Annotated in this window: 12 protein-coding genes; 9 read left to right on the forward strand and 3 right to left on the reverse strand. The window is 60.0% G+C overall.

Annotation, left to right across the window (positions count from 1 at the left end):
* Positions 1 to 76: 76 nt before the first annotated feature.
* Positions 77 to 778, reverse strand: coding sequence for a GntR family transcriptional regulator (locus DXC52_RS05665; protein ID WP_226790702.1), 702 nt, complete (start codon positions 776 to 778; stop codon positions 77 to 79).
* 193 nt (positions 779 to 971) lie between these two features.
* Between DXC52_RS05665 and DXC52_RS05670 the strand changes: the two genes are divergently transcribed.
* The 3 genes from DXC52_RS05670 to DXC52_RS05680 all read left to right on the forward strand — a co-directional run bounded on the left by DXC52_RS05670 (position 972) and on the right by DXC52_RS05680 (position 4,150).
* On the forward strand, positions 972 to 2,006 hold the full coding sequence (locus DXC52_RS05670) for a YeiH family protein (protein WP_117746496.1): 1,035 nt from the start codon (positions 972 to 974) through the stop codon (positions 2,004 to 2,006).
* Positions 2,007 to 2,272: 266 nt separating this feature from the next.
* Positions 2,273 to 3,490, forward strand: coding sequence for a helix-turn-helix domain-containing protein (locus DXC52_RS05675; RefSeq protein ID WP_117746497.1), 1,218 nt, complete (start codon positions 2,273 to 2,275; stop codon positions 3,488 to 3,490).
* Positions 3,491 to 3,574: 84 nt separating this feature from the next.
* A complete protein-coding gene (locus DXC52_RS05680) occupies positions 3,575 to 4,150 on the forward strand; it encodes a hypothetical protein (protein WP_147330600.1) in 576 nt (191 codons plus the stop codon).
* A 63-nt stretch (positions 4,151 to 4,213) separates the two neighbouring features.
* Here DXC52_RS05680 and DXC52_RS05685 read toward each other — a convergent pair whose 3' ends face one another.
* Positions 4,214 to 4,735 (reverse strand): nitroreductase family protein, encoded by a 522-nt coding sequence (locus DXC52_RS05685; RefSeq protein ID WP_117746499.1) that lies wholly within the window; start codon positions 4,733 to 4,735, stop codon positions 4,214 to 4,216.
* Positions 4,736 to 5,029: 294 nt separating this feature from the next.
* On the opposite strand from DXC52_RS05685, the gene DXC52_RS05690 reads away from it, so the two are divergent.
* The 4 genes from DXC52_RS05690 to DXC52_RS05705 all read left to right on the forward strand — a co-directional run bounded on the left by DXC52_RS05690 (position 5,030) and on the right by DXC52_RS05705 (position 9,743).
* Entirely contained in the window at positions 5,030 to 5,320 is a 291-nt protein-coding gene (locus DXC52_RS05690) for a hypothetical protein (protein WP_006235631.1), read from the forward strand.
* Between the two features lie 181 nt (positions 5,321 to 5,501).
* Positions 5,502 to 6,002, forward strand: a complete 501-nt coding sequence (locus tag DXC52_RS05695) for a MarR family winged helix-turn-helix transcriptional regulator (protein ID WP_117746500.1) — start codon at positions 5,502 to 5,504, stop codon at positions 6,000 to 6,002.
* Positions 5,990 to 7,726 carry an ABC transporter ATP-binding protein gene (locus tag DXC52_RS05700; RefSeq protein ID WP_199409473.1) on the forward strand — a complete coding sequence of 579 codons (1,737 nt, stop codon included), beginning with the start codon at positions 5,990 to 5,992 and terminating at the stop codon, positions 7,724 to 7,726. The genes DXC52_RS05695 and DXC52_RS05700 overlap by 13 nt, the downstream gene beginning before the upstream one ends.
* A 1-nt stretch (position 7,727) precedes the next feature.
* Complete coding sequence (locus DXC52_RS05705; RefSeq protein ID WP_117746502.1) at positions 7,728 to 9,743, forward strand: ABC transporter ATP-binding protein; 2,016 nt, start codon at positions 7,728 to 7,730, stop codon at positions 9,741 to 9,743.
* Between the two features lie 113 nt (positions 9,744 to 9,856).
* On the opposite strand, the gene cysE is transcribed toward DXC52_RS05705, so the two are convergent.
* Positions 9,857 to 10,561, reverse strand: coding sequence for a serine O-acetyltransferase (gene cysE / locus DXC52_RS05710; protein WP_035138740.1), 705 nt, complete (start codon positions 10,559 to 10,561; stop codon positions 9,857 to 9,859).
* A 224-nt stretch (positions 10,562 to 10,785) separates the two neighbouring features.
* Between cysE and DXC52_RS05715 the strand changes: the two genes are divergently transcribed.
* Positions 10,786 to 11,433 (forward strand): DedA family protein, encoded by a 648-nt coding sequence (locus DXC52_RS05715; protein WP_117746503.1) that lies wholly within the window; start codon positions 10,786 to 10,788, stop codon positions 11,431 to 11,433.
* 290 nt (positions 11,434 to 11,723) lie between these two features.
* Positions 11,724 to 12,776, forward strand: coding sequence for a branched-chain amino acid aminotransferase (locus DXC52_RS05720; protein ID WP_089573513.1), 1,053 nt, complete (start codon positions 11,724 to 11,726; stop codon positions 12,774 to 12,776).
* The last annotated feature ends 202 nt before the right edge of the window (positions 12,777 to 12,978 follow it).

A 12,978-nucleotide genomic window follows, 5' to 3' on the forward strand; every position in this document is an offset into this window, starting at 1 on the left:
CATCAAGACGGAGCCGGGCCTTGTTGCATTTGCCCAGATAAAACCTGCCAAAATAAACCTGTCCCTTTTTGGCAGGTTAGCGGAGCTTGCTGGTCTCGAAGTACTCGGGGAACTGGTCCAGAACTTCGGTTTGGTTGCGGAACATCATGTGCAGGTGCTTGCTGACCAAAAAGCTCGCCTCGATGGGGTCGCGACCGGCGATAGCGCGGCGAATCTGCTTGTGCTCGTTCACGATGTCCTGATTGTCGAGAACCTGCGTGGCAGCGCGCAGCCAGCGGAAGCGCTCCAGGTCGGCATTGGTCTCCTCGAGCCACGACCACACGGTGCTGCGGCATGCGATGCTAAAAATCATGTGATGCATGAGGTTGTCGCTCAAAAAGAAGCCGATGCGATCCTCTTCGGCCATGGCCTTTTCCTGCAGCGCGATGGCGCGGTCGAGCTGCTCGATGCCGGCCGACGTGGCGCGCGCACAGCACTCCACGATCACCTGCTTTTCCAGATGTTCGCGGATGTAACAGGCGCTTTCGGCAAGGGTGAGGTTGATGGGCGAAACATAGGTACCGCTTTGGGGCACGGTGCGCACCAAGCCTTCCTGCGCCAAGCGAACCAAAGCCTCGCGCACGGGCGTGCGCCCCATATCTAGGTCGTCGCAAAGCTGTTTGACGCCGAGCTTTTCGCCCGGCTTATAGTCCAGATAGACGATTTTGCGTCGAATGGTGTGGTAGGACTGGTCCTGTAGGCTTGTTTCTTGCTCGCCGACGTGCATCGATTCTTCCATAGTGCCTCGCAACCACTCTTTCACACTCATATGTCAGTTGTTTATTATGCCGCGAATCAGCTCTCCGCGGTGGGCAATTCGGCTGTCGCCCGAGAACTATTGCGGCATCTTAGTCTGTATTTGCGCAAGGCTATGCCCAATGTTGCCGTATAAAAAGCCGTCGCAAACGTGAAATAGAAAGAAGGAATCCTATATGCAACTGGCGAATACCGTACGCGAGCGCTGGAAGGGCGTCTTGTTCTGCCTGATCATCGCTATCCCCGCAACGCTGCTCGGCAAACAGATTGAGGTGGTCGGTGGGCCAGTATTTGCCATCCTCTTTGGTATGGTTCTGGCGCTCGTCTTTCCCAAGAATCGCCGCGAACAGCTCGCCGCCGGCGTTACCTATACGTCTAAAAAAGTCTTGCAGTACGCGGTTATCCTGCTTGGCTTTGGCATGAACCTCTCCCAGATTCTGTCCAAGGGCGCCCAGTCGCTGCCGATTATCGTGGCGACGATCTCGATCTCGCTTGTCATCGCCTTTGTGCTCTGCCGCGTCATGAACGTGCCGGGCAAGATCGCGACGCTTGTGGGTGTGGGTTCGTCGATTTGCGGCGGTTCGGCCATCGCCGCGACCGCGCCCGTCATCGATGCCGACGATCGTGAGATTGCCCAGGCTATTTCGGTCATCTTCCTGTTTAACGTTATCGCGGCGCTCGTGTTTCCGACGCTCGGAGGCATGCTCGGACTGACCAACGAGGGCTTTGGCCTGTTTGCCGGCACCGCCATCAACGACACCTCGTCCGTAACGGCTGCGGCGAGCGCTTGGGACAGCATGCATCCCGGCGCCAACGTGCTCGAGAGCGCCACGGTGGTCAAGCTCACCAGGACGTTGGCCATTATCCCCATCACGTTGGTCCTTGCGTGCTGGCAGATGCATCTGGCGCGCAAGGCCGGGGGCGACGCCAAAAGCACGTTCTCGCTTAAACGCGCGTTTCCCATGTTTGTGCTGTTCTTTGTGCTGGCGAGCGTAATCACCACGGTGCTTCAGCTTCCCGTGTTCATCACGGCGCCCATCAAGGAGCTGTCGAAGTTTTTTATCGTGATGGCCATGGTGGCTATTGGCTTTAATACCGATATCGTCGAGCTGGTCAAAAAGGGCGGCAAGCCCATCGCGTTGGGCTTTTGCTGCTGGATTGGCATTGCGTGCATAAGTTTGGGGATGCAGCACGTGCTGGGAATCTGGTAAAGAGGCAACTGATTTGCGTGCTGCGTGCTGGTGCGCGCATTCTCACGGTGGAGCGATAGGAGCTCTTGCGGGTATGGCTTGTCCGCAGGTTTATAAGTCCCGAAGAGCTCTTATCGCCCCGCCAGGATGGCGATGCGGGGCAACACCTATACTCGCAGGACGGCGCTTTCTGTCCTATAGTGTTTGGTGAGCAATATCGTTCAATTTTGAAACACTCGGTCGTGGGACCGTCGGCGGTTGCATGTCGCTGCGGACAGGGGCAAATCATGGATAGCGATGCCAAGCTGAACATCTTGACCGAGGCCCTGGCTGCTGCCGGGGCCTCGGCATTGGCAATTGATGCGCGTGGGGACGTCGCGATCTCGACCATGAATGACGCGGCGCTTGAGCGGGATGTGGTGACTTTTGTCGCTGAGCGCCTCGACCGTATAGGAGACGGCGGGCGTCTGGTTATGGGGCGTGCGGGTACGCGCCTGAGCCTGACCGTTCGCCCCACCGACAAAGAGGGCGGGTGCCTTTGGGTCGTCGTGGTCCGCGAGGTGCGCGGCGCCGCCGCGCATGCGGGCATCGAGTGGCTTAACGCCGACGAAGTTGAGGCCCGCTACGAATCGAGCGCGTACGGCATCGTTGAGGGGGCGGCCTCGGTGGCTGCGCCGGTTGCCGAGAGCTACGCGCGCGGTGTGCCCCTTATGCTCGAGGGCCAGCTGGGAGCGGGTCAGGTCGAGATCGCCAAGCGCCTCTATCTGGACGGTCCTTTTGCCGATCAACCCTTTGTTTCCGTTGCGCTCGATGAGCTTACCGATCGCGGTTGGCGCCACGTGCTCAAAAGCGTCGAATCGCCGTTGTTCCAAACGGGGCTGACACTTTGCATTGCGGGCTGGAATGCGGTTGGGCCCCAGCGCCTTCGCGAGCTCGTTTCCACGATGGCCGACACCGCGTTGGCGACGCGCTGCCATGTGGTGTTGACGGCGAATGACATGCCGGGTGGCAGCGAAAGTGATCAAGCCGCCTTTGTGACCGAGCGCTTCGCCTGCGCGGTGAGCGTGGCGCCGGCAATCGTCGAGCAGGGAGCCGCGTCGACGAAGGTTGCGTGCTATTTGGAATATCTCGCTGATGCATTTGGGACGGCAGCGCCCACGCTGTCTGCCGCGGCGACGAAGGCGCTCGATGCTTACCGCTGGCCGCGCAATTATCTGCAGCTCCGCGAGGTCTCGGAACGACTGTATATATTGGTGGGGACGGGCACGGTGGACCGCGCTGTGGCGGAGGAAGTGCTCGCCCAAGAGGACGTGATTAAGACCGCAACCTTTGGCGCCCCGACACTCGAAAGCGACCTGTATATCCTGCGATCGCTGGCCGATACCGAGCGAGATATCGCGCATCTGGTTGTAGACCATCTCCACGGCAACCGAACCCGTGCGGCGGAGGTGCTGGGTATAAGCCGAACAACGCTGTGGCGCTTGCTGAAGGACGATGACCGTTGAGCGAGGCGCCCGTGACCGCGCGCGACGCCTGTGCTACAGTCCAAAGCGTTATTGTTTCGATTTGGTTACGGCGTGCGAGGGCATATGGCTGAGACTTCAAAACCGAGCCGCAGAAGGCGGAGCGCCGCGCCGGTCAACCGACGCACAACATCGGTGACGTGGGGCAAACACGCCTCGGGGTTTGATGGCTCGTTCAAGCGCACTAAATACGGATATCCTTCGGCAAGCGCTCGCTTGGCCATGCAAGTAGAGTCCTCGTTGTGGGGCCGCAAGTGCGTGGTGGGCTCAAAGCTCAAGCACGACGGAACGCTCGGTTACATCAGCCGCGGGGCGGCTCGTCGCAGCGGACTCAATCCGGCTGGTTGGCATCGTTATGTTCCGATCGCGGTCGTCGTTGCAGTGATCGTCATCGCGCTCGCAGCGCTTGGCTACGCCGGTGGTGGCGCCAACTTGGACGCAGTGTTTAAATCGCCCGAGCTCGCGCATGCAGGCACAGAAGTTGTCGAGGGCGCTCAGACCCAGACGGGCGTCGCGCCCCAGCGCGGTATCGTTGCGGCGGCCTCCACCATCGCCGACGCTCAAAAGGACGACGGCGAACAGGGCGACGGCGCCGAAACGACCCACACGAACGAAACGACGACAACGGCGATGTCAATATAAGTTGCGAGTGGGGTGGCTAAAATAGCCCCGTCCCAAATTAGCTACCCCTATGACGCTCCTGGGTTACCTTACGTAGACGACGTTGTCGCGGCGGGGTTTGGGCTCGGGAAGCGCGTCTTCGGCATAGCCCAGAATGCAGTGACCGACGCCGCGCAGGCTGCCGTCGGCGGGCAGGCCCCAGCTGGCCAGCAGCTCCAGGCCCTCGGGCGAGTCAAAGACCTCATGCGCGCGGTGAATCCAGCACGAATCGACACCCAGTGCATAGGCGGCGTTGAGCAAGTTGCCCATGGCGAGCGAGCCGTCTTCCAGATGTGTGGGCACGCTGCGGTCAACCAGCACCACCACAACGGTCTTGGCGCCATAGAAGGGGTCGCTGTTGCTGCCCATGACCTGGGCGTTGAGCTGCGAGAGACGCTCGACGGTCTCGGGGTCGGTGACGGCGACAAACGTCACCGGCTGGCGGCCCATGCCGCTCGGTGCATATTGGCCGGCTTCGATAATACGTGCAAGCTTTTCGGCCTCGACGGGACAATCGCTGTAGTTGCGGCAGCTGCGGCGGTGAATGAGTGCTTCGATAGTCTCCATGGTGTCTCCTTGCGGTGGCGTTGCAGATGCCACGTTCATACCCGTCGGGCTCAAACGATAGACGGTCAATTGCCCGGCCAAAAGGATAGATTCCAATTGGGAAAGTGGGTTTGCATAAAAGTACCTTCAGAATGTGACAAACAAATGGGATGGTTAAACGTTTTATCCCGTCTACCCTGCGGTTTTTTACCACTTGCCTAAATGACGAACGCATAACCTCTGATAAAGGTTTTACTAAAGGAGTACCAACGTTTATCAATGCGCCGTGGTGGCGCCGGGCCAGGAGGTAACATCATGTTCCAGGCTGGAGATGTCGTCGAGACCGATTTCGAAGGATTTCTGAAGCTGCTGCGTTCCAAGACGCGCGCTTTCGTGTCGATCAACGATCACGAGTACTACATCACGCACACCGATGGCTATTGGCGTGTTCAGGATTGCGAGGCCCTCAACGACAAGGGCCACTTTACTGACTGCTCCGAGCTGGTCAACACGGTCTGCGAGGTCGTCGAGCTGCCGTGGATTGCCGGTAAGAGCCTGCATGACAGCTTCTCGGGCGCTACGGTCTATGAGGCCGTCGCCGCCTAACAGGCAATAAAACCCGATTTTCACGTGACCGCTGGCGCCGCCCCCGCGCCGGCGGTCTTTTTCTGCCGATAGGCCATAAAAGTGCAGGTATTTGCGGAGAGCCTGTTGACGATAGTCAAAACTCGGACTAATCTAGAGACACAAAATTGGTCAAAATTCGGACAATCGAATGGTGGGATAGATGAATAGTGCGGTTACGCTGGTCGACTTCGATCGGTTGCTCAATGGACTCGACCATATCTATTCGGAGTTCTCGCGCGCCTGCGGCCTTTCGGACTGTGCTTACTGGATGCTCGTCGATACCAGCACGGCGGGCGGTAGCATCGCTGTGAGTCGTCTGACAAGCGAATGGTTCTATAGCAAACAGACCATCAACTCGGCAATTAAAACCTTGATGGCGCGGGGCTTCGCAACGTTGGAGTTTGCCGAAGGCAGCCGTAAGAACAAGGTTGTGTGTTTGACCGAAGCGGGCATGCGGTTTGCCGAGCGCTATGCGCTGCCGGCACTCAAGGCCGAGCAGCGAGCCTTTGGCGCGCTTGAGCCGTGTGAACAACGCGAGATTATGCGCCTAATCGGAAAATTTTCCCATGCGCTCGGCGATGAGTGCGATGCTTTTAAGCAGCATATCGCTGCCGAGAGCCAAGCCGAGAATCAAGGTGAGGGGGAGTCGTGCGACTCTTAATGAAGTTTATGAAGCCCTATCGCAGGCTTGCCGCAGTGACGCTGCTGGCGCTGCTGGTGGATAACGTCGGTACGCTGTTGGTTCCCACGATGCTGGCGAACATGGTCAACACCGGAATTACCACGGGCGATGTCGACTACATTTTACGCAACGGCCTATACATGTTTATCGCGACCAGCATGGCTAGCGGCGGCACGGTGCTGGGCTGCTATCTTTCGGCGCGCCTGGCCGCCAACGTGGCCTGCGATATCCGCAATGCCGTGTACGACAAATCGCTCGAGCTAGCGGCCAGCGATTTTGAGCGCTTTGGCACCGGATCGATGATCACGCGCTCGCTCAACGACATCAACGTGATTCAGCAGGCGATTCTGCAGACGATTCAGCTGGTGCTGCCCGTGCCGTTTTTGGCTGTGGCGGGCATCATTTTCGCCTGGTTTATCGATCCTGCCATGGGCACGCTTCTGGGCGTAGTCGTTGCGATTGTGCTGGTGGCGGCGGTCTTTACGGTTGCCAACGCGGCTCCGATCTTTATGCGCTTGCAGAGCTTTATCGACCGCATGAACGTGGTGCTGCGCGAAAACATCGTGGGCGTGCGCGTCATCCGTGCGTTTAACAAGGAGCGTCACGAGGAGCGGCGCCTGGACGAGGTGTTCAGCGACTACGCCGCCAACGCCATCAAAGTCAACCACCTGTTTGTGGGCCTCGACAGCTCAAGCTTCTTTTTGATGAACATCGCCGAGGTAGCGGTGCTGTGGGTTGGCGGCAACCGCGTGGGCGCCCACGCCATGCAGATCGCGAGCATCTCGGCGGTGCTGGAGTACGCGCTTCTGATCCTGTTCTTTGTGATGATGGCGCAGATGGTGGTGCTAACGCTGCCACGCGCCGCGGCATGCCTAAGCCGTGCACGGCAAGTGCTGGAGATTGAGCCGAGCATCGTGGACGGCGAGCGTACGCTGGGTGACGGGGCGCCTGCCTCCGAGGACGATGCGGATGCTGTTGCCGTGTTCGACCACATGTCGTTTCGCTTTGACGATGCCGACGAGGACACCCTGCGCGACCTGAGCTTTGCCTGTCGTCGTGGTCAGACGACCGCGATTGTGGGCTCGACGGGCTCGGGCAAGTCGACGGTGGCAAAGCTTCTGCTGCGCTTCCACGATGCCACCAAGGGCGCCATTCGCTTGGACGGCATCGATCTGCGCGAGCTTTCGCAAGGTGAGATTCGCGGGCGCATTGCCTATGTGCCACAGAAGGCGTGGCTGTTCTCGGGCACCGTGGCAAGCAATCTGCGCTTTGGCAACGAGGACGCGACCGAGGCGGACATGCTTCATGCGCTGCAGGTTGCCCAGAGCACCTTTGTGCTCGATCAGCCGCAGGGGCTCGATACCCCGGTTGCCCAGGGCGGTACGAACTTCTCGGGTGGTCAGCGCCAGCGCCTGGCCATTGCTCGCGCGCTCATGAAGCGCGCCGACCTGTATATCTTCGACGACAGTTTTTCTGCTCTGGACTTTAAGACTGATGCGGCCCTGCGCCATGCGCTGCAGGACGAGACGCGCGACGCCGCGGTGCTTATCATCGCGCAGCGCATCTCGACGATTCTGCACGCCGACCAGATTGTCGTGCTCAAGGACGGCGAGGTCGTGGGCTTGGGCACGCACGAGGAACTTATGGAAACCTGCGAGGTGTACCGCGCCATCGCGGAATCGCAGATGAAGGGAGGTGAGTAGCATGACCGAGGAGCTCAAGAAGCGCAGCGACGCTATCGATGCCGCCGCTGCGGACGCTGCCGAGGAAGCGGTCGAGCAGGCTGTCGCGCCGACCGAGCTGGATGACGTTGCCAAGGCCGCGGCCGAGCGTGAGGCTCGCCGCCAAGCGCTGTACGAGGAAAACGAGCGCGCCGAGGACGAGCGTGCTCGCGCCGAGGCAGAGCGCATGCGCGACGTGGACGACGAAGACGAGGACGAGACGCCCCGTGATACCTGGGCGACGGTGCGCCGCCTGTGGAGCGAGGCTGCCGGCGACCATTGGCGCTTCTATATCGTGTTCGCGAGCATTGTGTTCTATGTCATCTTTAACACTGCCGCGCCGGCATATAGCGCCCGCGTGATCGATGAGCTGTGGGGCCACATTCAGGTGGCGTTTGCCAACGACACCACTTTCAGCATCACCTGGGAGAACTGCGGCAAGACCATTTTCGTCTACTTTATGATCTGGACTGCCGCCGCCTCGTTCTATGCGCTCCAGAGCTTTTTGATGTCGAGCGTCGCTGAGCGTCTCAATCTGCGCCTGCGCAACCGCATCGCGCAAAAGCTCAGCCGCCTGCCGCTCGCCTACTTTGACGCGCATCGTCCCGGCGAAGTGGTCAGCCGCGCGACCAACGACTTGGACAAGATGTCCGAGAGTATGCAGCGCGGATTGCTGCAGCTGCTCGTGTCGATCGGCACGGTTGTTGGTGCTGTGAGCGTGATGTTCGTGTTCAGCGTGCAGCTTACGCTCGTCTTTCTGTTCTTTACGGCACTGTCGCTGCTGGTGACGAAGGTCGTCTCGCACTGCACACACGATGTGACGGGCGAGCGCCAGGAGTGGGTGTCCAAGATTACGAGTGCGGTCGAGGAAGGCTATTCGGGCCGTCTGGTGATCCGCGCGTTTAACCGCGAGCGCCAGAGCTCTGCCGAGGTGCACGAGGCCTCGGGCGAGCTGGCGCGCGTGAGCACCAAGGCCGACTTTTTGATCAATGCCGTCGGACCCGTGGTTCGCTTTATTGGTCGCCTGGCGCAGATCGTGATCGCGCTCGTGGGCTGCAGCATGCTGGTCGCCGGCCACATGACCGTCGGCGTGTTCCAGGCGTTCTTCCAGTTTATCTACGAGGCGTCCGAACCCATGACGCAGCTGTCGTTTACCTTTAACTCGCTGCAGAGCGCGCTGGCGAGTGCGGAGCGCGTGTTCGACCTGCTCGATGAGCCCGAGATGGAAGCCGATCCGCTGCCGGACGAGGCCGCCAAGCTGCCGGGTCGCGTTGAGGGTCGTGTCTCCTTTGAGCACGTGCGCTTTGGTTATTCGCCCGACAAGCCGCTTATGCGCGACGTGTCGTTTACCGCCGAGCCGGGCCAGAAGATTGCCGTGGTGGGAACCACGGGCGCAGGCAAGACGACGCTCATCAACCTGCTCATGCGCTTCTACGAGATTGACGGCGGGCGTATTACGCTCGACGGCGTGGATACGAGCCGCATGGATCGCGGCGAGCTACGTCAGCAGTTTGGCATGGTGCTGCAAGACGCCTGGCTGTTCGACGGCACGATTGCCGAGAACATCGCCTACGGCTGTCCCGAGGCGACGCGCGAGGAGATCGTGGCGGCTGCGCGCGCCGCCCAGGTTGACTTCTTTGTGCGCACCATGCCGCAGGGCTACGACACGCGCGTGGCCAACGATGCCGAAAGCATCAGCCAGGGCCAGCGTCAGCTGCTGACCATCGCACGCGTGCTGCTCAACAACCCGGCGATTCTCATTCTGGACGAGGCGACGTCGAGCGTGGACACACGTACCGAGCTCGCCATCGGCCGTGCCATGGACGCTCTCATGCATGGGCGCACGAGTTTTGTGATCGCGCATCGCCTGTCGACGATCGTGGATGCCGACCTGATCCTGGTCATGGACCACGGCAACATTATCGAGCAGGGCACGCATGAGGAACTGCTCGCAGCCGAGGGCGCTTACGCCGACCTCTATCTGAGTCAGTTCGCATAATGCGACAAAGGGACAGTCCCGCATGTCACATCAAAAGGAATGGCGCGCCGGGGATTGATTCCCTGGCGCGCCTTTTGCGTCGGTGCCGATGTCGTTTTGTGCCGCTTGCGTTCCTAACGTTCGTCCACGAGCTTGGCGACGAGGGCCTTGAGCTCGGCCACCTCTCGCTCGAGTTCCTTGACGCGGCGGGCATTCTCGGTGATGCCCTGGCGGTTGAGGGCGGACTGCTCGGCGGCGTCATCGGGCATGTACTCGCGATGCTGCTTGGCGTCGAAACTCTCCTCGAACACACGGCAACCGTTGCGCTTGATGATACGTCCCGGCACGCCCACGACGGTGCAGTTGTCGGGGACGTCCTTAACGACGACCGAGTTGCCGCCGATCTTGACGTTGTTGCCGATGCGGATGTTGCCGAGCACCTTGGCGCCCGTGCCCACCGTGACATTGTTGCCCAGGGTGGGGTGACGCTTGCCGGTCTCGTTGCCGGTGCCGCCGAGCGTGACGCCCTGGTAGAGCACACAGTTGTCGCCCACAATGGTGGTCTCGCCGATGACGACGCCCATGGCGTGGTCGATAAAGAAGTGCTTGCCAATCTGCGCGGCAGGGTGAATCTCGACGCCGGTGATGTGGCGGGTGATTTGCGAGAGCACACGGGCGAGCGAGCGATGACCGTGCTCCCACAGCCAGTGCTCGGGCACGTGGTTCCACTTGGCGTGCAGGCCAGGATAGGAAAGGAAGATGACCAGACCGTTTTGCGCGGCGGGGTCCTGCGCCTGGACGGTCTTGATGTCCTCGCGAATGGTATTGATAAAGCTCACCGGCCGCCCTCCCTTAGCGCCATGGCAATGCGATTCAATAAAGTATAGCGATTCGCTAGGGATTAGGAAGGGCGATCTTGCTTTGCTTTGGGCGACAAGTGTCAGTTATGCAAACTTGCTGGTAATGAAGTAAGACTTTTGAGGGGTTTGGCCCGTGCTCGCATCGCAACCGTATACTGGTCAACTTGGACGTGTCCGCGCCCACAACTGAGAGGTTTTACTTCATGGGTTTCATCAATTTTATCGCCGAGCTGCTTAAGGACCCGCGCACCGCGATCGCCAGCTGGATCGCCGCCGGCCCGCTTATGGCCTACGGCTGCGTGTTCCTAATCATCTTTATCGAGACGGGCGTGGTGTTCTTCCCGTTCCTTCCCGGCGACTCGCTGCTGTTTGCCTCGGGCTTCTTTGCCCATAATGGCGGCTTTAACATCGTGGCGCTTCTGGCCACCGCATGGGCTGCAGCCATCCTGGGCGATCAGTGCAACTTTATGATCGGCCACTTCTTTGGCCGCAAGATTATCGCCTCGGGCAAGGTAAAGGCCATGACGCCCGAGCGCATCAAAAAGTCCGAGGATTTCCTGGATAAGTGGGGCCATCTGGCCATCTTCCTCGGTCGCTTCTTCCCGTTCATTCGCACCTTTGTGCCTTTTATCGCCGGTATGGGCGGCATGCATTGGCGCAACTTTGTCGTCTTTAACGTGCTAGGTGGCATTACCTGGTCGACGGTCTTTACGCTGCTGGGTTACTTCTTTGGTGGCATTCCGTTTGTGCAGGAGCACTTTGAGCTGCTGATCATCGGCATTGTCGCCGTGTCGATCATCCCGACCGTGGTCGGTCTGGTTAAGGCTAAGCTCGGTAAAAAGAACGCCTAGTCCGAGCTTGTTTTCTGACGTTAATTCCAAGGCCCGTCATCGGATTCGATGGCGGGCCTTTTGTGTTGGAGGCAAATGAAAATACTTTACTTAGTTAAAGAAAAGCGTTTTATCCAAGGCGTGCGGGGAGTAAAATCACCTGCATGCGAATCGACGCGCCATCGGCTTTGATGCTGCCCGCGTGTCCTGCCCGGCTCTACGCTTCCGGGTATGCGACGTTGCGACGCGGCCGGCTTCGGTCCTTGCGTGCGGGTTCGCGAGTATGCAACCGTGTATGTAAGGAGCGACATATGACTGTCGAGAAGAAGGATATCGATTGGGGTAGCCTCGGCTTTGGCTACATGAAGACCGATTACAGCTACGAGGCCCATTGGAAGGACGGCGAGTGGGACGAGGGCGGCCTGACCACCGACCACACCCTGCATGTCTCCGAGTGCGGTGGCATCTTCCATTACTGCCAGGAGGTCTTTGAGGGCCTGAAGGCCTACACCGCCGAGGACGGCAGCATCGTCTGCTTCCGTCCCGACATGAACGCCGAGCGTATGTACAACTCCGCCCAGCGCCTCGAGATGCCCCCGTTCCCCAAGGACAAGTTCGTTGAGGCCGTCAAGCAGGTCGTTTCTGCCAACGCCGCATGGGTTCCGCCCTTCGGCTCTGGCGCAACCCTGTATGTGCGTCCGTTTATGATCGGCTCCGGTGACGTGATCGGCGTGGCTCCCGCTCCTGAGTACACGTTCCGCATTCTCGTGACCCCGGTCGGTCCGTACTTTAAGGGTGGCCTCAAGCCCGTCAAGCTGCGCGTTTCCGAGTACGACCGCGCCGCACCGCACGGCACCGGCAACATCAAGGCCGGCCTGAACTACGCCATGTCCCTCAAGCCCACGATGGAGGCCCATCGCGAGGGCTATGCCGAGAACCTGTATCTCGACTCCGAGTCCCGCACCTATGTCGAGGAGACCGGTGGCGCCAACGTCCTGTTCGTGAAAGAGGATGGCACGCTCGTCGTTCCGCAGTCGCACACCGACTCCATCCTGCCCTCCATCACCCGTCGTTCGCTCGTTCAGGTCGCTCAGGACCTGGGCATGACCGTTGACCAGCGTCCCGTCGAGTGGGCCGAGGTCAAGGCCGGTACCTTTGTCGAGTGCGGCCTGTGCGGCACCGCTGCCGTCATCTCCCCGGTTGGCGAGATCGACAACAAGGTTTACGGCGCCGACGAGACCGTGACCTTCCCGGCTGGCTACACCGAGATCGGCCCTGTGATGAAGAAGCTTCGCGAGACCCTGACGGGCATCCAGTCCGGTGCTGTCGAGGACAAGCACGACTGGGTTTACACCGTCGCGTAAGCTGTCTTACCTATCCGGGCAGAGAGCAAGTTCCCTCCCGGCGCGTCCTCGGACATGCAAGAAGCCCTAGCTGCGCACTTCGTGCGGCGAGGGCTTCTTGCGTCCTGCGGAGTGCGCCGGGAGGGAGCTTGCTCTCCGCCCTGCGGGCTCGGCGATGTCACAACGAACAATAATTAATCTGAATTAAAGATGGTGCGGGGCC

This window comes from Collinsella sp. TF05-9AC (assembly GCF_003438495.1).
Taxonomy (GTDB): Bacteria; Actinomycetota; Coriobacteriia; order Coriobacteriales; family Coriobacteriaceae; genus Collinsella.